At 53.0% G+C, this 24,179-nt stretch carries 22 protein-coding genes and 1 pseudogene; 20 read left to right on the forward strand and 3 right to left on the reverse strand.

Annotated features, from left to right (window positions below; all coding sequences use genetic code 11):
• Positions 1-334, reverse strand: a 334-nt coding sequence (locus tag NG42_RS23575) for a helix-turn-helix domain-containing protein (protein WP_241488365.1), incomplete at its 3' end; no start/stop codon positions are given.
• A 101-nt stretch (positions 335-435) separates the two neighbouring features.
• On the opposite strand from NG42_RS23575, the gene NG42_RS15310 reads away from it, so the two are divergent.
• Positions 436-1,104 (forward strand): AzlC family ABC transporter permease, encoded by a 669-nt coding sequence (locus tag NG42_RS15310; protein WP_052900514.1) that lies wholly within the window; start codon positions 436-438, stop codon positions 1,102-1,104.
• The gene (locus NG42_RS15315) at positions 1,101-1,424 is read left to right on the forward strand and encodes an AzlD domain-containing protein (protein ID WP_052900473.1); all 324 of its coding nucleotides are present in this window, start codon (positions 1,101-1,103) and stop codon (positions 1,422-1,424) included. Before NG42_RS15310 ends, NG42_RS15315 begins: the two co-directional genes overlap by 4 nt.
• Before the next feature lie 61 nt (positions 1,425-1,485).
• Here NG42_RS15315 and NG42_RS15320 read toward each other — a convergent pair whose 3' ends face one another.
• Complete coding sequence (locus NG42_RS15320) at positions 1,486-3,672, reverse strand: TonB-dependent siderophore receptor (protein WP_053115905.1); 2,187 nt, start codon at positions 3,670-3,672, stop codon at positions 1,486-1,488.
• A gap of 359 nt (positions 3,673-4,031) precedes the next feature.
• Here NG42_RS15320 and NG42_RS15325 point away from each other — a divergent pair, with 359 nt between their 5' ends.
• From NG42_RS15325 to NG42_RS15360, 8 genes are all read left to right on the forward strand, one after another.
• On the forward strand, positions 4,032-4,985 hold the full coding sequence (locus NG42_RS15325; protein ID WP_052900476.1) for a siderophore ABC transporter substrate-binding protein: 954 nt from the start codon (positions 4,032-4,034) through the stop codon (positions 4,983-4,985).
• A gap of 9 nt (positions 4,986-4,994) precedes the next feature.
• Positions 4,995-5,954: an ABC transporter permease gene (locus NG42_RS15330; RefSeq protein WP_052900478.1), complete on the forward strand. Its 960-nt coding sequence runs from the start codon at positions 4,995-4,997 to the stop codon at positions 5,952-5,954.
• The gene (locus NG42_RS15335) at positions 5,944-6,948 is read left to right on the forward strand and encodes an iron chelate uptake ABC transporter family permease subunit (protein WP_052900479.1); all 1,005 of its coding nucleotides are present in this window, start codon (positions 5,944-5,946) and stop codon (positions 6,946-6,948) included. The genes NG42_RS15330 and NG42_RS15335 overlap by 11 nt, the downstream gene beginning before the upstream one ends.
• Complete coding sequence (locus tag NG42_RS15340; protein ID WP_052900480.1) at positions 6,945-7,703, forward strand: iron ABC transporter ATP-binding protein; 759 nt, start codon at positions 6,945-6,947, stop codon at positions 7,701-7,703. The genes NG42_RS15335 and NG42_RS15340 overlap by 4 nt, the downstream gene beginning before the upstream one ends.
• A 271-nt stretch (positions 7,704-7,974) precedes the next feature.
• The gene (locus NG42_RS15345) at positions 7,975-8,991 is read left to right on the forward strand and encodes an isopenicillin N synthase family dioxygenase (protein ID WP_052900482.1); all 1,017 of its coding nucleotides are present in this window, start codon (positions 7,975-7,977) and stop codon (positions 8,989-8,991) included.
• 49 nt (positions 8,992-9,040) lie between these two features.
• A complete protein-coding gene (locus tag NG42_RS15350; RefSeq protein ID WP_420911313.1) occupies positions 9,041-9,829 on the forward strand; it encodes a MetQ/NlpA family ABC transporter substrate-binding protein in 789 nt (262 codons plus the stop codon).
• A gap of 1 nt (position 9,830) precedes the next feature.
• The gene (locus NG42_RS15355) at positions 9,831-10,622 is read left to right on the forward strand and encodes a methionine ABC transporter ATP-binding protein (RefSeq protein ID WP_072133262.1); all 792 of its coding nucleotides are present in this window, start codon (positions 9,831-9,833) and stop codon (positions 10,620-10,622) included.
• Positions 10,607-11,278: a methionine ABC transporter permease gene (locus NG42_RS15360; RefSeq protein ID WP_052900488.1), complete on the forward strand. Its 672-nt coding sequence runs from the start codon at positions 10,607-10,609 to the stop codon at positions 11,276-11,278. Before NG42_RS15355 ends, NG42_RS15360 begins: the two co-directional genes overlap by 16 nt.
• 99 nt (positions 11,279-11,377) lie before the next feature.
• Here NG42_RS15360 and NG42_RS23580 read toward each other — a convergent pair.
• Positions 11,378-11,686 (reverse strand): annotated as a pseudogene (locus tag NG42_RS23580) (ABC transporter permease); the annotation flags it as partial.
• 593 nt (positions 11,687-12,279) lie between these two features.
• Here NG42_RS23580 and otsB point away from each other — a divergent pair.
• The 10 genes from otsB to NG42_RS15410 form a co-directional block, all read left to right on the forward strand.
• A complete protein-coding gene (otsB, locus tag NG42_RS15365) occupies positions 12,280-13,059 on the forward strand; it encodes a trehalose-phosphatase (protein WP_052900490.1) in 780 nt (259 codons plus the stop codon).
• Complete coding sequence (otsA, locus tag NG42_RS15370) at positions 13,056-14,489, forward strand: alpha,alpha-trehalose-phosphate synthase (RefSeq protein ID WP_052900491.1); 1,434 nt, start codon at positions 13,056-13,058, stop codon at positions 14,487-14,489. Before otsB ends, otsA begins: the two co-directional genes overlap by 4 nt.
• A gap of 917 nt (positions 14,490-15,406) precedes the next feature.
• Positions 15,407-15,760 (forward strand): flagellar transcriptional regulator FlhD, encoded by a 354-nt coding sequence (gene flhD / locus NG42_RS15375; RefSeq protein ID WP_052900494.1) that lies wholly within the window; start codon positions 15,407-15,409, stop codon positions 15,758-15,760.
• 3 nt (positions 15,761-15,763) lie between these two features.
• The gene (locus NG42_RS15380; RefSeq protein WP_052900496.1) at positions 15,764-16,369 is read left to right on the forward strand and encodes a flagellar transcriptional regulator FlhC; all 606 of its coding nucleotides are present in this window, start codon (positions 15,764-15,766) and stop codon (positions 16,367-16,369) included.
• 134 nt (positions 16,370-16,503) lie between these two features.
• Positions 16,504-17,391 (forward strand): flagellar motor stator protein MotA, encoded by an 888-nt coding sequence (motA, locus tag NG42_RS15385; RefSeq protein WP_052900499.1) that lies wholly within the window; start codon positions 16,504-16,506, stop codon positions 17,389-17,391.
• Positions 17,388-18,419: a flagellar motor protein MotB gene (gene motB / locus NG42_RS15390; RefSeq protein WP_052900500.1), complete on the forward strand. Its 1,032-nt coding sequence runs from the start codon at positions 17,388-17,390 to the stop codon at positions 18,417-18,419. The genes motA and motB overlap by 4 nt, the downstream gene beginning before the upstream one ends.
• Before the next feature lie 10 nt (positions 18,420-18,429).
• Entirely contained in the window at positions 18,430-20,400 is a 1,971-nt protein-coding gene (gene cheA / locus NG42_RS15395) for a chemotaxis protein CheA (protein WP_173581502.1), read from the forward strand.
• 24 nt (positions 20,401-20,424) lie between these two features.
• Positions 20,425-20,922 carry a chemotaxis protein CheW gene (gene cheW / locus NG42_RS15400; RefSeq protein WP_052900503.1) on the forward strand — a complete coding sequence of 166 codons (498 nt, stop codon included), beginning with the start codon at positions 20,425-20,427 and terminating at the stop codon, positions 20,920-20,922.
• Positions 20,923-21,080: 158 nt separating this feature from the next.
• Positions 21,081-22,748: a methyl-accepting chemotaxis protein gene (locus NG42_RS15405; RefSeq protein WP_052900505.1), complete on the forward strand. Its 1,668-nt coding sequence runs from the start codon at positions 21,081-21,083 to the stop codon at positions 22,746-22,748.
• Positions 22,749-22,842: 94 nt separating this feature from the next.
• The coding region (locus tag NG42_RS15410; protein ID WP_052900507.1) for a methyl-accepting chemotaxis protein at positions 22,843-24,179 on the forward strand (1,337 nt) is incomplete at its 3' end.

Below are 24,179 nucleotides of genomic sequence, written 5' to 3' on the forward strand. Positions count from 1 at the left end.
TCAGCAGATAAATATCCCTTCGCGCGCCTGGCGGACAGGTTGCCAGCAGCACCGCCTTATAATCAGCCAGTTCCGCCACCACGGCCGGGCCTTCGCCCCGACGAATCACCTGGGTGCGGCTGGCCTGTGGTTCCATCAGCTGGGCAAAAGGAATATTCAGCGCCACACACAGCGACCATAAGGTTTCCAGGCTGGGATTGCCGTTCGCGGCTTCCAGCTGCGATAGCGTCGACTTGGCAATGCCGGCGCGGCGGGCGACTTCAGCCAGTGATAACCCCGCGCGCTGGCGTTCACGTACCAGACCTTTAGCGATAATAGCGATCGGTTGCGTCATACCTAATCCTGATTCTTGTTATATCGAACGATCGTTCGACTTGTAAAACGATGCTGTCTTGTTCATTATAATGGAAAATCGTTCGTTATGAGATAAGTATGATGCCATTTCGTGGGTTTTCTCCTCTGAGTGCTGATGTGATAAAAGCTATCGCGCTGGTGTGCCTTGCCGATGGGCTGGTTGGTATTTCTTATGGCTCGCTGGCGACCGGTTACGGTTTTCCGCTCTGGGTACCGCTGACACTGTCATTGCTGGTGCTGGCCGGCGCCTCGGAATTTTTATTTATTGGCATTGTGGCTGGCGGCGGCAGTCCGTTAGCCGCCGCCGCCGCAGGGTTGCTGGTTAACGCGCGTCATCTGCCGTTCGGTATCGCGGTTAAAGAGCTGGTTGGACGCCATTATCGCAGCTATCTCGGTTGCCATATTATGAATGATGAAAGCGTGGTATTCGGCGTCTCACAACCCTCAGTGCCTGAGCGCAAGGCGGCTTACTGGCTGTGCGGTATTGGCATCGCGGTTTGCTGGCCGCTGGGCGTGTTGCTGGGTACGTCGCTTGGCAAGCTGATCCCCGATACTCACGCCATCGGGCTGGACGCGGTGTTTCCGGCTATTTTACTGGCGTTAATCTTCTCCGCGCTGAAAAAATTTAGCACCCTGATTTCCGCCGTGTCCGGTGGCGTGATTTCGTTGATAACGGTGCCATTTGTCCCGGTCGGGCTGCCGGTGCTGTTTTCATTGCTGGGCTTACTGATACGCAGGAGAGCAAAATGAGCCAACAACATTGGGTGATGATTGGCATCGTCCTGCTGGCTGCTGGCACATTTTTGCTGCGGCTGGCAGGTTTTAAACTGGGAAGCCGGATGCAATTGTCTACGTCGGCTCAGGAACTGTTATCCGATGCAGCCACCACATTATTACTGGCGGTGGCGCTGACGGTCACCTTATTTGAAGGGCAGCAGTTTGCTGGATTTGCCCGCGTGGCGGGCGTCAGCTGCGCGCTGGTTCTGGCGTGGCGTAAAGCGCCGCTGATGGTGATTATTCTCTCGGCGGCGGCGGTAACAGCGTTATTGCGCTGGCTGGGGATTGACTGAAGAGTGCAGGGGAGCCGAAAACGACTCCCCTGGAGCATTCCAGAAATTCCGCTTATCAGGGTTAAAATGACATTGTTACGCCAGCATAGTAAGCACGACCCGGTTCGTTATAGGTTGATGCCCCTTTATTCTCCCGATACACCCGCTTATCAAACAGATTGCTGATACCGGCATTCAGACGCAGGTTTTTCACCACAGCATAATTTACGCCGATGCCCGCTACCGAGTATGCGCCCAGCGGGTTGGTGGCCAGCGAGTCAACTTCGTTGCGAATTTCCGCATATTCACGCGGTTTCTGCCGTCCGTAGAAGGTCCAGTTGAGGTTGGCGGATAGCTTATCGGTGACCTGATAATCCAGCATGGTGTTGATGGTGTACTCAGGGATCACCGACAGGGGATTACCGCTATCTTTGTTTTTCGAGGTAATCATATAAGTGGCATTGGTACGCCAGTCCAGCTTCTCTTTCACCAGGGGTATCGTCAGATTGCCTTCCAGCCCTTCCACCAGCGCTTTACCGCCGTTTTCCCAGCGTAGAATATTGTTGCCGTTGGAGGCATAACCAATGATATCGGTACCGGAGACGATTTTATTTTTGTAATCGTTACGGAAATAGGTGATCCCGGCGCTATAACCGCGGTCGGTAAACTCCAGACCAATCTCTTTATTGACACTGACTTCCGGATCCAGATTACTGTTGCCCATTAAATAGCAGCCATTAGCGCTGATATTATCCGGGCAGCCATTACCCCGGGTAGCGAGCAGATAACCGTCGCTGGATTGATAAAGGTTCGGGGCTTTAAATACCCGCGCGATCCCGGCTTTAATTTTGAAGTATTCACCCAGCGCCTGCGAAATATTCAGGCTGGGACTCCAGTTGCTGCCGAATTCACTGTGATAGTCAAAGCGCAGGCCCGGAATCAGATTGGTGCCCGGCGTGGCCTCGATATTGTCTTCGAAATAGAGCGCGCTAAGTTCGGCGCTGTTTTTCGCGCTGCGGCCCGCAGGATCGCCGGAGATATCGCCAATGGTGGTGCCGCTGGCATCAGTCACCTGCATGGAGGCGGGGTCGTTGAGTTGCTCACGATTCCATTCCGCGCCAAGCGTAACGGTTTGCTCTATCCAGCGATCGAGCGGAATCGTGATCTCACCGTTGGTACGCACATTTTCCAGTCGGCTGGTTTGGTATTCGTCGCCATTAATCATCCCCTCAACGCGCCCGGTTGAACCTTCCTGCAAACGGGTGTTATTGGTTTTTTCGTAGTAAACGCCGACGCGTGACTGACCCCAGTCCCAGATGCCGTTATGGGTGATGCCATACGTCTGGCGATAGAGGCGGTTGGTCTCCTGGCCGTACAGCGTCTCAATCAGGTTATTCGGGCTGGCGTTGCTGTTGCTGTACTGCGTATCGCCGGCATAGATATTGCCCTGGCGGCTGTAGCTCATATCGAAATCGACAATTTGTGTCGGGGTGATTTTCCACGACAGCAGGGCATTGATATCTTTATTACGCACCCCTTCTTTGCCAGCAGCATATGAGCCGTTCTGCGCATTATTGATATCCCAGGCATCGGCATCGGTTTTATTGATATTGCCGTACAGACGCATCGTCAGCGCGTCACCCGCCAGTGGCCCGGTAAGGCTGAAGTTGGCGCGTTTGGTCGCACCTTCTTTGTCATTTTCGGGTTGGTTGGTAAACAGGGAAAGGGAGCCGTGCCAGTCATTGGTCGGGCGTTTGGTGATGATATTAATCACACCACCGGCAGCGCCGGAACCATAACGTGCCGCGGCCGGGCCGCGCAGCACTTCAATACGTTCAACCATTTCTGCCGGTACCCAGTTGCTGTCGCCACGGGTATCACGCTCGCCGCGCCAGCTGTAGCGCACCGAGTTTCGCGAAGTGGTCGGTACGCCATCGATTAAAATCAGGGTGTTTTCTGGCCCCATGCCACGAATATCAATCTGGCGGTTATTGCCACGGCTGCCGCTGGCGCTGTTACCGGTCAGGTTAACACCGGGCATTTTTCGAATGATATCAGAGAGGTCATTGACCGGAGGATCTTTAGCAATATCCTTCGCCGTGATGATGGAGACGCCCGGTTGTTGTTTGAGTTGGACTTCTGCCGGTGCCTGAACCACCATCTCCGCTTCATCACTGGTTACGTCTGCTGCGGCATAACTATTCCCGCTAATTAAGCCCGCCAGAAGTATTGCGCCAGGCCTCATCTTGCAAGAGGTTGTGTGAACCATGGAAATTATTCCTGAGATTGTAAAGAAATATTATTGAATGGTTATGATAACGATAATTATTTTCGTTTGTAGTCAGAGGCGTAAAACTTCACACAATCTCCATGATTGCGTACTAAATAAGCAATTCCAGAAGGGCTATCTGACTTAATAGCTTAAATTCAGTGAGTTATAAAATAAAATGCCGTGAGCGGGAAATGGCGCGCATTTCCACGTTGATGGGGAATTTGTCGTTTAACACCCGTGTTGTTGCCAGCTAATGTTTATTATCCGCGTCAATCGCGTATGATTGTGACACTTAGTAATACGAATCGTTTGCATTTTAATTCGTTGTTACATGCGTTCACTTTTCAGGAGAGAAAATGAAATTACGTTTTGCGTTGGTTTCGTCGCTGGTTGCTGCGAGCTTGATGCTCGCGGGTTGTGACAATGCATCCGCTGAAGCACAGGAATCCGCGACTATCAGCATTGAACACGCCCAGGGAACCACCCAGGTGCCGGTCAACCCGAAAAAGGTGATCGTGCTGAACCCGTCGACGCTGGATATCGTTGATGCACTGAATATTCCGGTGGCGGGCGTGCCGCAAAACAGCACTCATCTGCCGCCGTTCCTGGCGAAATACAGCGGCAACGCGGTTCTCAATGCCGGTACGCTGTTTGAGCCAGATTATGAAGCCCTGAGCAACGCGAAACCTGATTTGATTATTGCCGGTGGCCGCGCACGTGATGCCTATAATAAACTCAGCGCTATCGCGCCGACCATTGCGCTGGATATTGACAGCCAGCACTTTATCGACAGCCTGACGCAACGCACCGAACAGCTGGCATCGATTTTTGACAAGCAGCAGGAAGCGAAAACCTTACTCGATAACTTCAATCAGAAAATCACTGCGGTGAAAGCGAAATCCGCCAGTGCCGGAACCGCGATGGTGGTAATGATCAGCGGCGGTAAAATGTCTGCTTATACTCCAGGCTCGCGCTTCGGTTTTGTGTTTGACGTGCTGGGCTTTAAACCGGCGGCGAACTTCACCCAGACGGGTCGCCACGGTAACGTCGTCTCTTCTGAATTTATTCTGCAAACCAATCCGCAATGGTTGTTTGTGCTGGATCGCGATAATGCCATCGGTCGTACCGAAGGGCAGTCGGCGCAACAGGTGCTGGATAACCCGCTGATTGCTAAAACTGATGCCTGGAAAAATAAGCATATCGTTTACCTCGATTCGGCTTCCCTGTATATCGCCGGTGGGGTGCAGAGTTACAGCCAGCTGATGGATAAAATCAGCAGCACGCTGGACCAGGCAAAGCAGGGACAGTAATTTCCGCGCATGAAAACCTTTCAATTTGTAAGCGGCCTGGCGGTGGTGCTGGGCCTGATGATATGGAGTCTGTGCGTTGGTGCCAGCCATGTCACGCTTAGCGGTTTTTGGTCAGATCCTGATATGCGTGACATTTTCCTCATCAGCCGCGTGCCACGAACCGTGGCGCTGTTGCTGGCGGGCAGCGCAATGAGCGTCGCTGGCCTGATTATGCAGATGCTGACGCAGAACCGTTTCGTCGAACCCTCGATCGCCGGAACCACGCAATCTGCCAGTCTCGGCCTGCTGCTGGTGATGGTTTTCAGCCCGTCAGCTTCGGTGCTGATAAAAATGGGGGTCGCCACCCTGTTTGCCCTCGGCGGTACCGCGCTGTTTATGCTGCTGCTGCAACGGATGCGGATTAAGTCGCCGCTAATGGTGCCGCTGACCGGGATTATGCTTGGCGCGGTGTTCAGTGCGGTGACTACCTTTCTGGCGATGGAGTTTGATCTGCTGCAATCACTGGGCAGCTGGGAGTCGGGCGATTTTTCCGGCGTATTGCAGGGGCGCTATGAGCTGCTGTGGATTGTCGGCGGGTTAACGCTGCTGGCGATGCTGATTGCCGATCGCTTTACCGTGGCCGGCATGGGGCGCGATTTTTCCATCAATGTCGGGGTTAACTATCAACAGGTGATGCTGATCGGCATGGCGATTATCGCCGTGATTTGCGGTGTGGTAGTGGTAGTGATTGGCGTGCTGCCTTTCCTCGGGCTGATTGTGCCGAATATTGTCAGTATGGCGATGGGCGATAACCTGCGCCGTACCATTCCCTGGGTGGCATTGTGCGGCGGTGCGCTGGTGTTGCTGTGCGATATCATCGGGCGCTTAATCAGTTATCCGTTTGAAATCCCTGCCAGTGTGATCCTCGGGGCGATTGGCGCGCTGGTTTTTCTGATATTAATTCTCAGGACAAAACGCCATGCTGGCTAATTCTTCATCCTCAAGCCACCGTGTGGCGGCGAAACACCGCAGCTTAAGTTCACCGGCGCGACGTTTACTGTTGCTTGGCGTAGTGGCGCTGGCGGCAATCGTGCTGTTTATGACCATTAATCTGCGCGGTAATATGCAGTATATTCTGCTGCATCGTGGCCTGATCCTCGCCACTATGCTGCTGGTGGCCTTTGCCTCCGGTGTTGCCACCTTGCTGTTTCAGACGGTCACCAATAACCGCATTCTGACGCCTTCGGTAATGGGGCTGGAAGCGCTGTTTATTCTGATTCAGACCGCGATGATTTTTTTTGTCGATGCGGATGGCCTGGGCATCTTCGGCGTAACGGGGAAATTTCTCTGTGAAGCCCTGTTACTGGTGATGTTTTCGGTACTGCTCTATCGCTGGTTGCTGACCGGCGTCGGCATCAATCTGCATCAGGTGCTGCTGGTCGGGCTGGTATGCGGCACGCTGTTTCGTAGCCTGTCTAATCTGTTGCAACGCCTGCTGTCGCCGGGTGAGTTTGCGATTCTGCAAAGCCGCATTTTCGCCACTTTCACCCGCGCTGCGCCGGAAATTATCGCCGTGGCCGCGCTGCTGACCTTGCTGATTGCGCTGGCAATCTGGCGCATGCGGCATGTGCTGGATGTGATTGCGCTGGGGCGTAATACTGCGATTAATCTTGGCGTGGCTTACCAGAAGCAAGTGATCGTCATTCTGCTGCTGGTTTCGCTGCTGGTGGCGATCTCCACTGCGCTGGTTGGGCCGCTGACTTTTCTCGGACTGTTAGTGGCTAACCTGACTTACCAGCTGGTTGGCTCTCATCGTCATGAATATCTGCTGCCCGGTGTGGTGCTGACCGGCATTATCACCCTGGTGGGCGGCCAGCTGATTCTTGAGCGGGTATTTAGTATGGCGGGCACGCTGTCAGTGGTGATTGAATTTACCGGCGGCGCGCTGTTCCTTTACCTTTTGATCAAAAAGGCTAAGTTGTGATTGAAATAAACGGTGTGGTTAAAAAATACCAGCAGACGCCGGTACTGAATCAGATCAGTGAGCGCATTGCGGAAGGCGGCATTACCTCGATTATTGGCGCGAATGGCGCAGGTAAATCAACGCTGTTATCGGTTATCAGCCGCCTGCTGACGCCGGATGCCGGCCATGTCAGCATCAGTGGGCTGGATGTTGCCACCACCTCTGGCGATCGGCTGGCGAAGATCTTATCGGTATTACGCCAGGAAAACCACTTTACCAGCCGTCTGACGGTTTACGATCTGGTGGGATTTGGGCGTTATCCTTACAGCCGCGGGCGGCTGACCGGGGACGATCGCCAGCATATTGATACCGCGCTGGCGTTTCTTAATCTGTTACCGCTAAAAGATCGTTATCTTGATGAGCTCTCGGGCGGCCAGCGGCAGCGCGCTTATGTGGCGATGGTACTCTGTCAGGATACGCAATATGTGTTGCTGGATGAGCCGCTGAATAACCTCGATATGAAGCATAGCGTGGCAATGATGAAGCAGTTGCGGCGTGCGGCGGATGAGTTGCAAAAAACCATTGTGCTGGTGATTCATGATATTAATTTCGCGTCGGTTTACTCTGACCATATTATTGCGATGAAAGAAGGGGACGTCATTTATCGCGGCACGCCGCAGCAGATTATGAATTCAGAAACGATTGAAGCGATCTTTGATACCCCGGTGACCATCGAGCAGGTCGGTGGTCAGTATATTGCGGTGTATTATCGTTAGTTCACGCCAGTTATCTTGCCTGATCGCGCTGTAGTCAGCGTGGTCAGATTAATTCCTCTATTAATCAAATGCGTATTATATCTTTAATACAGTCTCTTTTTTTCACTCTCCTCTCTTAACAACAACGTCATAACTTAGAACACAAGATTATTGGTGGCGCGCCTCACTTCCTGTCAGTTTATTCCATATTGTTCTTGAATATATTTTACAGCTGCAATTTAGTTCTAAGCTAATGCAGTTTTTCGCTAATTTATAAGCAAGGAGTCGCAATATGAGTTTAAACCCCTCAGCGAATCTGCCGGTGCTGGATTTTGCCTTATTGTCCGGAAACGCCGGGCAACGTCAGGCTTTTCTGAGCCAGCTCAGTCAGGCGGCAAGGGATATCGGTTTCTTTTATCTGATCAATCACGGGATTGATGCCGGGTTACAGCAACAGGTGCAGCAGGTTGCCCGGCAATTTTTCGCACTGGATGATGCCGAAAAAGCGCGAGTTGCAATGGCCAACTCGCCGCACTTTCGCGGCTATAACCGACCGGGTTCGGAGATCACCCGCAGCCAGCCTGATTTGCGCGAACAGTTTGATATTGGCGCGGAACGCGAGGCATTGACGCTGGATGCCAGTTCACCGGTATGGCGCCGCCTGCAGGGGCCAAACCAGTGGCCGGACGCGTTGCCGGAATTAAAGTCCGCGCTGTTGCGCTGGCAGCAAGAGATGACGCAGATGTCGCTGCGCCTGCTGCAAGCGTTTGCCGCCGCGCTGGAGCTGCCGGAGGACGCATTTGACCCGCTGTACGGGGATAAACCTAACGAACATATCAAGCTGATCCGCTACCCAGGCCAGCCAACTTCCGCCAGTCAGCAGGGCGTCGGTGCGCATAAAGATTCCGGTTTCCTCAGTTTTCTGTTGCAGGACCATCAACCGGGTTTGCAGGTGGAAGTCGAGCCGGATCGTTGGGTCGATGCGCTGCCGATTGCCGGTGCTTTTGTGGTGAATATTGGTGAATTACTGGAACTGGCGAGCAATGGTTATCTGCGCGCCACCGTTCATCGCGTGGTCTCGCCCCCGGCCGAGCAGGAGCGGCTGTCGATTGCCTTCTTCCTCGGCGCACAGCTCGACGCGGTGGTGCCGGTGTATCAGCTGCCGGAGCATATTGCCCGGCTGGCACATGGCCCGGCCAGCGACCCGCTTAATCCGCTGCTGCGTGATGTCGGCTGGAACTATTTGAAAGGGCGTTTACGTTCGCACACTGATGTGGCGCAGCGTTACTACGCCGATTACCTGAAATAAACCCACAATAACTGGCGTTAATAAAGGAAAAATAATGAAAAAATCGTTGATGGTGATAGCCGGGCTGGCAATGTCGTTTAATATGATTTCATCCGCAATGGCGGCAGAGGCGCTGCGGATAGCGGCCGATCCGGTACCCCATGCCGAGATCCTGCAATATGTGAAAAAGATCGATCCGTCACTGGATCTGAAAATTATTGAGTTAACCAGTGGCGTCAATGCGAACGAATTACTGGCGCATGGTGACGTCGATGCTAATTATTTCCAGCATGTACCGTATTTACGCGACCAGCAGAAGGCGTTAGGTCAGACTTTTGCCGTGGCGGCGACGGTACATATTGAGCCGCTGGGAATCTACTCACGTAAAATTACCTCACTGCAACAGGTGCCTAATAATGCCACGGTGGCGGTGCCGAATAACGTTACCAACCTGAGCCGGGCGCTGTATCTGTTGCAGGCGCAGGGATTAATCAAGCTCAAGGCCGGTTTTAACGATCCGGCTAACGACCAGGCCACGCCGAAAGATATTGCGGAAAATCCAAAGCAGCTGAAAATTCTGGAAATTGAATCGCCGCAGATCCCCCGTTCGCTGGATGATGTTGATCTGGCCGTGATCAACGGCAACTACGCGCTGGAAGCGGGGCTGGTACCGGCAAAAGACGCGCTGGGGCTGGAAAGTGCGGATAATAATCCGTATGCCAATATTCTGGTGACGACACCGAAACTGGCGGATGATCCACGGATCAAAAAGCTGGCTGAGGATCTGCAATCACCAAAAGTTGCGGAATTTATCCGCCAGAATTACCAGGGATCGGTGATCCCGGTTGCGGTGAAGTGAGATGATTCGCGTTGAGCAGCTGGGGAAAGTCTATGCCGGAAACCCACGACCGGCGCTGGATAATGTCACGCTGACGATTCCTGATGGCGCTATTTTTGGCATCCTCGGGCGCAGCGGGGCAGGCAAAAGCACGCTGATTCGCTGTCTCAACCTGCTGGAACGCCCGACCTCCGGGCGTATTATGCTGGATGGCCGCGATCTGATGACGCTGACAGCGGCTGAATTGCGTCTTCAGCGTCAGCGAACCGGGATGATTTTTCAGCATTTCAATTTACTGCATGCCAAAACGGTGGCAGAGAATATCGCCGTGCCGCTAGAAATCGCCGGGATGAAAAAGTCGGATCGCCAGGCGCGGGTGGCGGAACTGCTGGCGCTGGTTGGCCTGAGCGACCGGCGTGATGCCTGGCCGTCACAGCTGTCCGGCGGGCAGAAGCAGCGGGTCGGCATCGCGCGGGCACTGGCAGCCAAACCGGACTATCTGCTGTGTGATGAAGCCACCAGCGCGCTGGACCCGGACACCACCGCTTCGATACTGGCGCTGCTGGACGATATTAACCGCCAGCTGGGGCTGACCATTGTGTTGATCACCCATGAGCTGGACGTGGTGAAAAGTATCTGCCATCACGCCGCATTGCTGGAGGACGGCAGGGTGGTGGAAAGCGGCGCGCTGGGAGAGCTGCTGGTTGATCCGTCGTCGACACTGCGAAAACAGCTATTGCACGATCGCGAAGCGGAACGGGCATTTTTACGTAAACATGGCGTCAGGGAGGGGGCATTATGCGCGGTCGCGTAGACTGGGAAACGTTCTGGGATCTGATGCTGAATGCCACGCTGGAAACGGTATATATGGTGGCAGTGGCGGCGCTGTTTACCGTGGCGATGGGTCTGCCGCTCGGCATCATCCTGTTTATTACCCGTAAAGATGGCATTCATCCGGCCGCCACGCTTAACCGTCTGTTAAGTGGCCTGGTGAATATTGGGCGTTCGCTGCCGTTTATCGTGCTGCTGATTGCGCTGATCCCTTTCACCCGGCTGATTATCGGTACTACGCTCGGAACCACCGCCGCGATTGTGCCGATTACCCTTGGTGCTTTTCCCTTTTTTGCGCGCATTGTGGAAAACGCGCTGGATGAAGTTGATAAAGGGCGCATTGAGGCGATTCTGTCGATGGGCGGCACCGGCTGGCATATCGTCAGTAAAGTGTTGCTGCCGGAAGCGCTGCCGGCGCTGTTGGCCGGGATTACCCTGACTACCGTGCTGCTGATTGGTTTTTCATCGATGGCGGGGGTGATTGGCGGCGGCGGCCTCGGAGATCTGGCGATTCGCTACGGTTATCAGCGATTCAATAATCAGATAATGATTGGCACGGTGGTGACGCTGATTGTTCTGGTGCAGCTGGTACAGACGCTGGGAGATCGGCTGGTACGTTCGCTGGCCCATCGCCGTTAATATTCCACGGGAGCCGTTCTCGGCTCCTGCGCGAAGGGTATAAAGGGTGCAAACCCTGGGGTTGAATGGGTCAGAGCGGCGTACCGGTATTATCCAATCTCAACGCTGCATCCCCCAGCGCTTAACCGTGATTTTCTCAATGCTGGCAAACACCCGATCGGTATACAGCTCATTACGATTCTGGAAAATAGACCGGCCGAGCACGACCTGAGTGCTTCATGCACCAAACACCCGTTCGGCGGCAATTAATGTGCGCCAGGCAAATGCCCAGCCAATTTTCCGGCCAGCAAAGTTCCTGGTTAATGACGCTGAAATCAGGATATTCAGCCCAAATCGCGGATCTTTCAGCCCATTGTTACGCCCGGTCATGCACAGCGTAGCGGAAACGCCACTGAAAACCGACCAGGAATAATATATGCGTAAAAACCAAATGCTTTTTCTTTCTTTTTTTTTATTAATCCGGCAAAAGCGCCAGCAAAGTCATTACCAGAATTATTAAAATATAATTCAACTTTATTGGATGGCTTATTAAGTTATCTGTGGCGGCGGGAAGTCAGAATAATATTCGAGTATTACGGTATACGGTGGAATGGAAAGAGTATCGAAGAGGGAAGGTTTTTTTTGCCATAAATGTTTCGGATTGCTCTTAAATTATCATCGATCTGGCAGAAGCTTAAACAGCGTCTATACTGAATTGTGATGTCATCCGCAATTTGGTCAGAGAGAATGAATCAGGCAGGCAAAAACCGCAGTTCAGGTACAGGAGAAAAGCAGCGCAGTTCCATGATAGTAAGCAGGCATTCAATTTTTTATCGCCAGTTGTCATGTCGTTCCCGCTCCCTTTTGCCGTCTAATGATTTAATTCTGCACCGACAGCAACTACTTCATCCGCCCACGGCAGTGCAGCCCATTTCCCTGAGCGGGTTATTTCAGTCGTCATTATTTCGGATGAACCACCACCAATTTAAGCTGTGCAATCCAATGCAGACCGGGAGAAGAGTGTGACCAGAGAATCTGAAGGTTTTCCTTCATTAAGTGGCGGCCTCTACGCGTTTTTCTTCGATGTTGATGGCACTTTAGCGGCAATTAAACCTCGCCCCGACGAGGTGTCTATTCCCGCCAGCGTTCGCCGCACGCTGCAATCTTTATCCGCCCTGAGCCACGGTGCAGTGGCGCTGATTTCCGGCCGGCCCGTTGAGCAACTGGATGGACTGGCAGCACCGTTCCACGCGCCGCTGGCGGGCGTGCACGGCGCTGAGCGCCGCGATGCCACCGGTGAACTGCATCGTATCAGTTTGCCGGATGAGGTGGTGAAACAACTGCATGAAACCCTGAGCAGCAATATCAACAACTGGCCAGGGACGCAGCTCGAAACTAAAGGTATGGCTTTTGCCCTGCATTATCGTCAGGCAGAACACTACCAGCCACAAATTTTGCAACTGGCAGAATCAATGGTGAAACGCTTCCCAATGCTGGCGCTACAGCCAGGGAAATGCGTGGTCGAATTAAAACCGAAGGGAATCGATAAAGGCGCAGCGATTCGTGCCTTTATGCAGGAAGCGCCTTTTGCCGGGCGAATTCCGCTATTTATTGGTGACGATCTGACAGATGAAGCCGGTTTTCGTGTGGTCAATGCCATGAACGGCTTGTCAGTTAAGGTCGGTGAAGGTTCAAGTGATGCGCGCTTTCGGCTGAAAGATGTCGATGAAGTTTACAGCTGGCTTGAACAGATGAAATTACAATTAGATCAAGACAACCTCGGTAAGGAGTCAAGGTTATGAGTCGCTTAGTGGTCGTATCTAACCGTATCGCTGTACCCGATGGTTCAAATAGTGCCGGTGGCCTGGCGGTCGGCATTCTGGATGCGCTTAAAACAACCGGTGGGTTGTGGTTTGGCTGGAATGGTGAGATCAGTGCCATCGGTGAAGAAGAAGAAGAGCAACTGGATATTGTTAAACAGGACGGCATTACCTATGCCTCATTTGGTCTGAGTCAGAACGACTATGACCAGTATTATTGCCAGTTTTCCAATACCGTCGTCTGGCCGGCGTTTCACTACCGGCTGGATTTGGTGCAGTTCCAGCGTGAAGCCTGGGAAGGCTATTGTCGCGTCAATGAGCTGCTGGCGAAACGTTTGCAGCCGCTGGTGGAAGAGGACGATATCCTGTGGATCCATGATTACCATCTGCTGCCGTTTGCCGCAGCCTGCCGTAAACTGGGGATGAATAATCGCATCGGATTTTTCCTGCATATTCCTTTCCCGACGCCGGAAATTTTCAACGCCTTGCCGCCTCATGAAGAGCTGTTGCAGATGATGTGTGATTACGATCTGCTCGGTTTCCAGACCGAAAGTGACCGTACCGCGTTTCTCGAAAGTCTGTCACTGCTAACCCAGGTACAAAACCAGGGTGAGAAGCGACATCGTGCATTTGGTAATGACTTTGCCACTGAGGTTTATCCAATCGGCATTGAACCCGAGAGTATTAAAGAGATGGCAGAAGGCCCGTTGCCGCCGAAAATGGCTGCAATGAAGCGCGAATTGGGTGATGCGAAAAATATTATCGCCTGTGAGCGCCTCGATTACTCAAAAGGATTGCCGGAGCGTTTTCTGGCCTATGAAGCGCTGCTGGAAAACTTCCCCGAGCATCGCGGCAATATTCGATACTCGCAGATTGCGCCCACTTCGCGTGGAGATGTGCAGGCCTATCAGGATATTCGTCACCAGCTGGAAACTGAAGCCGGGCGGATTAATGGTAAGTACGGCACGCTGGGCTGGACGCCGCTCTACTATCTGAACCAGCATTTTGATCGCCGCCTGCTGATGAAAATCTTCCGCCTGACCGATGTCGGCCTGGTGACACCGCTGCGTGACGGCATGAATCTGGTGGCGAAAGAGTATATTGCGGCGCAGGATCCGGACGACCCTGGCGTACTGGTGTTATCGCGCTTCGCCGGTGCGGCCAATGAGCTGACCTCAGCGCTGATCGTTAACCCTTACGATCGTGATGAAGTGGCCGCGGCGCTGGACAAAGCCCTGACCATGCCGCGTACCGAGCGCATTTCGCGCTACAACGATATGATGGCGGTTTTGCGGGAAAATGATATTTCTCACTGGCGCGAAACTTACCTGAAAGATTTGCAGGCGATTGCGCCACGCACTGATGATCATGAGATGGCAAATAAAGTCGCGACCTTTCCGCGTTTAGCCTGATAACGTGACAGATAAGGGCGGCGTTCTCGCCGCCCTTATTAATAAAGATTGCTAATACCCATCCGGTTACTTCCAGATAAAAACCGCCCAATAATCCAGCGCATTTAAAAATAACCAATAAAATCTGCATTTTTAGTAAAGAAAATAAAATCGCTGCCGATAACCCGTACAGCAAGCTGATATTAGCGATCAAACATTCACATTTCTTATGTAACCCCCCGTTACATCTCTTTTCTCGGCCCGAACATAAACCCGCCTCTGTTAACAAAACGTTGCGTAAAGCCGCTCTAAACGTAACCAACCATGCAGTTCATTTGCGCGTAGCCTTTGATAAAGTTTATCTAAGTGACTAATTTTTCAGGGACTATAACTAAATTAAACTAGTGTTTAATGCTTTCTTTGGTGCTATTTTCAATGGTTAATGCTGTTAAATTGTCTTTGTAACGCAGCTGTAACGTGCCTGGGATAATAAGTGAGCTTTTTCAGCATGGGGTCACGTTACTAAACCATTCTTTAACAAAAAATGGCGTAATTGTTCTTTTATTAATCTATTCAACAGCTTCGCTGATGGGTTAATGGCAAGAATTTGGCTTAAAAGTGTGACGTGGATCACACTTTATCTAAAATTAAGGGGCTCGCTCGTTGTATGTGGAAATCCAACGGGATAGAGTTGCGCTGCTTTCGGAATATTCTTAAATATGTAAGCGGACGTCTCGGAGCATTTCTGATAACTCAAGCCTCTGCGGAGCGGGAGTGACGACGACTTACTTAATCAGTACTCGGCACGATGCGTAATCATTCAGCATATGTTTGGCTGCTGCCACGTGTTTTTGCCATCTTTAGATTTACCAACCAGCAACCAGGGTAGCGGAATTTATCCCGTGAACGTTAAAAGTAGTGTCAGTCAGGATGGAAAAATGGGTACATCAGAATTACTCAAACATATTTACGACATTAATTTGTCATATTTATTGCTTGCACAGCGTTTAATTAACCAGGATAAAGCCTCTGCCATGTTCCGCTTAGGTATCGATGAAGCGATGGCTGATTCTCTGGCGCAATTAACCTTACCGGAAATGGTTAAACTGGCTGAGACGAATCAGTTGGTTTGTCAGTTCCGCTTTAATGATCACCAGACCATCAGCCGTCTCACTCAGGAATCTCGCGTGGATGATTTACAGCAAATCCATACCGGTATTCTGCTGTCCAGCCGTTTATTACGCGACACTTCAGCCAGGACTGAAGATCTGCCTAAGAAGAGAGCGGGATAGATAATGAGTGAAAAAAGTATTGTCCAGGAAGCTCGTGATATTCAACTGGCAATGGAATTAATTACTCTCGGTGCGCGTTTACAGATGTTAGAGAGCGAGACGCAGCTCAGTCGTGGCCGTTTAATAAAGTTGTATAAAGAGCTACGCGGCAGCCCACCGCCCAAAGGCATGTTGCCATTCTCAACCGACTGGTTTATGACCTGGGAACAGAATATTCATGCCTCAATGTTCTGTAACGCCTGGCAGTTTCTGCTGAAAAGCGGCCTCTGTCAGGGGGTTGATGCGGTGATAAAAGCCTATCGCCTGTATCTTGAGCAGTGTCCGCAGTCGGATGAGACGCCGCTGTTGGCGCTGACGCGCGCATGGACGCTGTTGGCGCTGACGCGCGCATGGACGCTGGTGCGCTTTGTCGAGAGTGGCATGCTGGAACTCTCCAGCTGCAAATCCTGTAACGGTAGTTTTATTACTCATGCACACCAGCCGGCTGGCAGCTTCGTCTGTAGCCTCTGTCAGCCGCCATCACGCGCGGTAAAAAGACGTAAACTTTCTGCACAGCCTGCCGATAACACTCCACAACTGCTGGATGAACAGGTTAAACGCGCCGTTTAAGATTGTTCGAAACGTGGAATGACATCCAGCAGCGGTTTTTTAACCGCTGCTTTTTTTTGCTCTGCGTTTACCGAATAACACTTCGGCTCTCTGGCTTAACTTCCACCAACACGTTGCGGACGTAAGGATTTATTGTGCTGGTTATTTTAGGTTATTTGCTGGTGATTGGTTCGGTGCTGGGGGGCTACATGATGGTCGGTGGTCATCTTGGCGCACTCTATCAGCCTTCTGAATTGCTGATTATTGGTGGCGCTGGGATTGGCGCATTTATTGTCGGCAATAACGGTAAGTCAATCAAAGCGACCCTGAAAGCCTTGCCGCTGTTAATGCGTGGCTCCAAATATAATAAAGCGGTCTATATGGACCTGATGGCGCTGCTGTATCGGTTAATGGCGAAATCACGTCAGCAGGGCATGCTGTCGCTGGAAAGGGATATTGAAAATCCGCGCGAAAGCGAAATCTTTGCTAATTACCCGCGCATTCTTGCCGATAACCGTCTGGTGGATTTTATCACGGACTATCTGCGGTTAATGGTGAGCGGGAATATGAACGCATTTGAAATCGAAGCGTTGATGGACGAAGAGATCGAAACCTACGAGCACGAATGTGACGTACCGGCACAAAGCCTGGCGGCGGTTGGCGACTCGTTGCCGGCTTTTGGCATTGTGGCCGCTGTGATGGGCGTGGTGCATGCGTTGGCCTCGGCGGATCGTCCGGCAGCCGAGCTGGGCGCATTGATCGCCCATGCAATGGTCGGGACTTTCCTCGGTATTTTACTGGCTTACGGTTTTATTTCGCCGCTGGCCTCGGTGCTGCGCCAGAAGTGCGCGGAAACGACCAAAATGATGCAGTGCATTAAGGTGACGCTGCTCTCCAGCCTGAATGGTTATGCGCCACAAATTGCGGTGGAGTTTGGCCGTAAAACGCTCTATTCCACCGAGCGTCCCTCCTTCAGCGAACTGGAAGAGCATGTGCGTAATGCCAAGTCACCGGCGAAACAGACTTCGGATCAGGACGCATGAAGAACAGCAGCCACCCCATTGTGTTGGTAAAGCGGCGCAAAGTGAAAAAACATGAGGGCTCGCATGGCTCATGGAAAATCGCTTACGCCGATTTTATGACCGCCATGATGGCCTTCTTTCTGGTGATGTGGCTGATTTCCATCGCCAATCCGAAAGAGCTGGTTCAGATTGCCGAATATTTTCGTACCCCGTTGAAGGTCGCGCTCAGTAACGGGCCGCGCAGCAGTGACAGCGAAAGTCCGATCCCTGGCGGTGGCGATGATCCCTCACAGCAGCAGGGCGAAGTGAAAAAAGTGGTCGATATGGATGCGCAGAAACGCAAGCTGGATGAAATCCGCCTTAATCGTCTGCGTGAAAAACTTGATCAGCTGATTGAAGCCGATCCCCGGCTGAAAGCGCTGCGTCCGCATCTGATCATCAATATGGTGCAGGAAGGGCTGCGGATTCAGATTATCGACAGCCAGAATCGGCCGATGTTTAAAACCGGCAGTGCGCAGGTAGAGCCGTATATGCGCGATATTCTGCGGGCGATTGCCCCGATTCTTAACGATATTCCCAACCGCATCAGTCTTGCCGGGCATACCGATGATTTTCAGTATGCCGGTGGCGATCGGGGTTACAGCAACTGGGAGCTCTCGGCCGATCGCGCCAATGCCTCGCGTCGTGAACTGGTCACTGGCGGGCTGGCGAGCAGCAAAATGCTGCGCGTGGTGGGGATGGCCGACACCATGAAGCTGAAAAATCGCGGCGGCGACGATGCCGTAAACCGTCGTATCAGTTTGCTGGTATTGAATCATGATACTGAGGCGCAGATCGAAAAAGAGAACGCGGAAAGTGATGCGGTGCAGATCAACGATGCCGCAAGCATTAAACAGATTACCGTGCCGGCGCAGCCGTCGGATGCGGCATTAACCCCCGACCATCAACCTATACAGGCGACGCTGAAGACTGCGCCACAACCGGTAACGACATTACCGACGGTGGCGGAAATTCCGCCGCAGCCTAATCGCGACTCACAGCCGAGGTGATACCGTGAGCATGGATATTAGCGATTTTTACCAGACGTTTTTCGATGAGGCTGACGAATTGCTGGCCGACATGGAACAACACCTGCTGGGGTTAGACCCACAGGAGCCAGATTCGGAACAGCTAAATGCCATCTTCCGTGCGGCCCATTCGATTAAAGGCGGAGCGGGTACGTTTGGTTTTTCTGTATTACAGGAAACCACGCATATTCTGGAGAACATTCTGGACGGTGCGCGCCGCGGTGAAATGCAGCTCAGCACCGATATCATCAACCTGTTTTTGGAAACCAAAGATATTATGCAGGAACAGTTAGATGCCTATAAAGCCACCCAGGAACCTAACGCTGAAAGTTTTGAATATATCTGTCAGGCGTTGCGTCAACTGGCGCTGGAAGCCAAAGGCGAAGTTATTGAACCGGCAAAACCCCTGACGTTGGTTGCTGAACCGCAACCGGCAGCGGTGGCCGCCGCGGGCATGCGCCTGGCGCTGGTCGATCTTAAACCGAGTGAAGTTTCACTGATGCTGGAGGAGCTGGGGAATCTTGGCACCGTCAGTGAGGTGAAGAGAGGGGAAACCTCGCTGGAGGCGACGCTGGTTTCATCGGTCGAGAAAGATGACATCGTGGCGGTGCTCTGTTTTGTGATTGAAGAGTCACAAATTCGTTTCCTTGACGCGCCAGCGCCAGCGGAGGATGTGGCGATCAGCGAGTTACCTGCGGAATCCCTGGCGACCGTCAGCGATATCACCCCGGCGATCAAGCGTGAAGCGAAAAAAGCCGCGCCTGCGCGCAGCAGCGAGTCGAGCAGTATTCGCGTGGCGGTAGAAAAGGTCGATCAGCTGATTAACCTGGTGGGCGAACTGGTGATCACCCAGTCAATGCTGGCGCAGCGATCCGGCGAGCTGGATCCGGTTAACCACGGCGACCTGCTGAACAGCATGGGACAGCTGGAGCGCAATGCGCGTGACCTGCAAGAGTCGGTGATGTCGATTCGTATGATGCCGATGGAGTATGTGTTCAGTCGCTTCCCGCGTCTGGTGCGCGATCTGGCCAGCAAACTGGGTAAAGAGGTGGAACTGACGCTGCTCGGCAGCTCGACCGAGCTGGATAAGAGCCTGATCGAGCGGATTATCGATCCGTTAACTCACCTGGTGCGTAACAGTCTCGACCACGGCATTGAATCGCCGGAAAAACGCCTGCTGGCGGGTAAACATGCCAGCGGCAACCTGACGCTGTCCGCTGAACATCAGGGCGGCAATATCTGTATCGAAGTCAGCGATGATGGCGCGGGTCTTAATCGTGAGCGCATTCTGGCGAAAGCGTTGTCCTCGGGGCTGCCGGTCAGCGAATCGATGAGCGATGAAGAAGTGGGCATGCTGATTTTTGCGCCGGGCTTCTCGACCGCTGAACAGGTGACCGATGTTTCCGGACGCGGCGTCGGCATGGACGTGGTGAAACGTAATATCCAGGAGATGGGCGGTCACGTTGAAATCAGTTCGAAGCAGGGGAAAGGCACCACCATCCGCATTCTGCTGCCGCTGACGCTGGCGATCCTTGACGGCATGTCGGTGCGGGTGGCAGAAGAGGTGTTTATTCTGCCGCTGAACGCGGTAATGGAGTCATTGCAACCGCTGGCGGCAGATTTGCATCCGCTGGCCGGTGGCGAACGGGTGCTGGAAGTGCGTGGCGAATATCTGCCGCTGGTCGAGCTGTGGAATGTCTTTGATGTGCAAGGCGCGAAGACGGAAGCGACGCAGGGCATCGTGGTCATTCTGCAAAGCGCCGGAAAACGCTATGCGCTGCTGGTCGATCAGCTGATTGGCCAGCACCAGGTGGTGGTGAAAAACCTTGAGAGCAACTACCGCAAAGTGCCGGGTATTTCCGCCGCCACCATCCTCGGCGATGGCAGTGTGGCGCTGATTGTTGATGTCTCAGCACTGCAATCGTTAAACCGCGAAAAGCGTGTGGCCGGGGCCGCAGCTTAATTGTAATTGATTAAAGGTAGACCTATGACTGGAATGGCAAACGTCACCAAACTGGCTGGCGAAACGGTAGGCCAGGAGTTCCTGGTATTTACGCTGGGTGATGAAGAGTACGGCATCGATATTCTGAAGGTGCAGGAGATTCGGGGTTACGATCAGGTCACGCGTATCGCCAATACTCCAGCCTTTATTAAAGGCGTCACGAATTTGCGTGGCGTTATTGTACCGATTATCGATCTGCGGATTAAATTTGCTCAGCCGGGTGTCGAGTATAACGATAATACCGTGGTGATCGTGCTAAATCTGGAGCATCGCGTGGTGGGCATTGTGGTTGATGGCGTGTCTGATGTGTTGTCACTGACGCATGAGCAGATCCGTCCGGCACCGGAGTTTGCAGTGACCATGTCGACCGAATATCTTACCGGACTTGGCGCGCTGGGCGATCGTATGCTGATCCTCGTCGACATTGAAAAACTGCTCAGCAGTGAAGAGATGGCGCTGATGGATAATCTGCGTAGCGCATAACGGTTTAGGTAACCGCAGGCAGGTGCGTTGTGGCCTGCGGTTATTTTTTTATGGCACTTTTTCTTATCTGAAAAATAACTATCCTGACCTATAAAACTCCTCCTGTTTATACCGATAAGTCCATCGCGTTTTTTTATTTTTTTTCATCAAGGGTAAATATGTTTAAGCGTATTAAAGTCGTTACCAGTTTAATTCTGGTGCTGGTGATATTTGGTGCCCTGCAATTAGTGGCAGGTGGACTGTTCTTCAGCGCATTAAATAATGATAAAAACAACTTCGCGGTTTCACAAAACTCCAGTGTGAATGTCGCCACTTTTACTGATGCATGGATTGTGCTCAACCAGACGCGAATTACCCTTAACCGCGGCATGCTGCGGATGCAGGGTGATACCGCCAATGAGATTAATAAGGCGTCACTGACCGGTCTGTATCAACAGGGGACCAGACAGCTGGCGACCAGCGACCAGTTTTATGCGCAGTATAAAGCCACGCCGGACACGCCGGGGCTGGACAACAAGTTGACTCAGCAGCTGGAGCATAACTTCGAGAACTACCGCGATTCCCTGGCGCAGATGCTGGAGATGATGTCGGCTAATCAGCTGGAAGCGATGTATAAGCTGAATATTGAGCAAAAACAGAGTGAGATGCAGGGGGTTTACAGCCAGTGGCGCGATGCGCAGGCGGCGCTGACGGCGCTGGGCGTGGCGGATAATCAGCGCGATTATCAGCGCATGCTGTGGGTGCTGGGCGGCATTATGTTGGTGGTGCTGGCGGTCATTGTGCTGTGCTGGTTTGGCCTGCAACGGATTCTGTTACAGCCATTACAGCAGGTTGTCAGCCATATCAAACTGATTGCGGCAGGCGATCTGACCAGTCAAATCGAAGTGGCAGGGCGCAATGAAATGAGCCAGCTGGCGGCCAGCCTGCACCATATGCAGCAGGAGCTGGTGCGCACCGTCAGTGATGTGCGTGACGGTTCGGACGCTATCTTTACCGGTGCCAGCGAAATCTCGGCCGGTAATAACGATCTCTCTGCCCGCACCGAACAGCAGGCGGCATCCCTGGAAGAAACTGCCGCCAGCATGGAACAGCTGATGGCCACGGTGAAGCAGAATGCTGAGAATGCCCGTCAGGCCTCTCAGCTGGCGCTGAACGCCTCGGAAACCGCGCAGAAAGGCGGCTCGGTAGTAGATGGCGTGGTGAAAACCATGAGTGATATCGCCGGTAGTTCACGCAAAATCGCCGATATTATCAGCGTGATCGACGGTATTGCCTTCCAGACTAATATTCTGGCACTGAACGCGGCGGTAGAAGCGGCGCGCGCCGGTGAGCAGGGACGGGGTTTTGCCGTGGTCGCCGGTGAAGTGCGTAATCTTGCCCAGCGCAGCGCGCAGGCGGCAAAAGAGATCAAAACGCTGATCGAAGACTCCGTCAGCCGGGTTGATGCCGGTTCACTGCTGGTGGAAAGCGCGGGTACCACCATGAGTGATATCGTCGGCGCGGTAACGCGGGTGACGGATATTATGGGCGAAATTGCCTCAGCCTCCGACGAGCAGAGCCGCGGTATTGATCAGGTGGGTGAAGCGGTGACCGAGATGGACCGTGTTACGCAGCAGAATGCCGCACTGGTGGAAGAGTCGGCCTCGGCGGCGGTGGCGCTGGAGCAGCAAGCCAGCCGCTTAAGCCAGGCGGTCGCAGTATTTAAAGTGCGCGCCGGGAAACGTCTTAACACGCCGATGACCCCGCCGACATTCACTGCGCCAGTAATGGCAACCCGGCAACACCGCACCCCAGCGGCCGCCGATGCCAACTGGGAAACGTTTTAATTTTATCCGGGGCGACGTTCGGTCGCCCCAGCTGTAAAGGTTCCTTATTGACTGCCGATAACATCAACAGATGGCAAATGTAATAAGGGACTGTATGTTTAAGCGTATGAAAGTTGTGACCAGTCTTATTGTAATTCTGGTCGTGTTTGGCTCACTGCAATTACTCTCCGGCGGTCTGTTTTTTCAGGCCTTAAAGAGCGATAAAGCGAATTTCACTATCACCGAGCAACTGCGTCGCGAGCAGACAAATCTGACCGCGTCATGGATTGCCCTGGTTCACACCCGCAATACCCTCAACCGCGCAGGTCTGCGCTACATGCTCGATACCAATCAAATGGGCAGTGGTGACACCGTGGCGGATTTACTCAAGCTGGCAAAAACCCAGCTGGCGCTCGCCGAGCAGCAGTATGGCGAGTATCAGGCTGAATTGCCGGAAGATGTTAAAACCCTCAGCCACGTCAAGGCTGTTGCCGAGAACTACACCATTCTGCACGGCGCGCTGACCGATCTGATTAAGCTGATGGGCGAAGGCAATATCAAAGCGTTCTTCGATCAGCCGACGCAGGGCTACCAGAACGGTTTTGAAGCGGCTTACAACAGCTGGCTGAATAATACCGCCTCGCTGTTTGCTGAAGGATCGGCGCAAAACGATCGCGCTTATAACCAGGCGATGTGGGTGCTGGTGATTGTCTTACTGGTGCTGCTGACGGTGATGCTGGTGGTGTGGAGCGGTATGCATCACATCCTGCTGCGTCCGCTAAATACCACCATTAGTCATATCCGCCATATCGCCAGCGGCGATTTGACGCAAACGATTGAGGTTGAAGGGCGTAACGAGATGAGCCAGCTGGCTTCCAGTCTGCAACATATGCAGCAGGAGCTGGTTAAAACCGTGGGCGACGTGCGTGACGGATCCGATGCGATCTTCACCGGTGCCAGCGAAATCTCTGCCGGAAACAACGATCTGTCGGCGCGTACCGAAGAGCAGGCCGCTTCGCTGGAACAGACCGCAGCCAGTATGGAGCAGCTGACGGCGACGGTGAAACAGAACGCTGAGAATGCCCGTCAGGCCTCGCAGCTGGCGCTCAGCGCCTCAGAAACCGCGCAAAAGGGCGGCAAAGTGGTCGATGGGGTGGTGAAAACCATGAGTGATATTGCCGGCAGTTCGAAGAAAATCGCCGACATTATCAGTGTGATCGATGGCATTGCTTTCCAGACCAATATTCTGGCGCTGAACGCGGCGGTGGAAGCGGCGCGTGCCGGTGAACAGGGGCGTGGTTTTGCGGTGGTCGCTGGTGAGGTGCGCAGTCTGGCACAGCGCAGCGCCCAGGCAGCCAAAGAAATCAAAGCCCTGATTGAAGACTCCGTCAGCCGGGTCGATACCGGATCGGTGCTGGTGGAGAGTGCTGGTGAGACCATGCATGACATCGT

It is taken from the genome of Winslowiella iniecta (assembly GCF_001267535.1).
Lineage (GTDB): Bacteria > Pseudomonadota > Gammaproteobacteria > Enterobacterales > Enterobacteriaceae > Erwinia > Erwinia iniecta.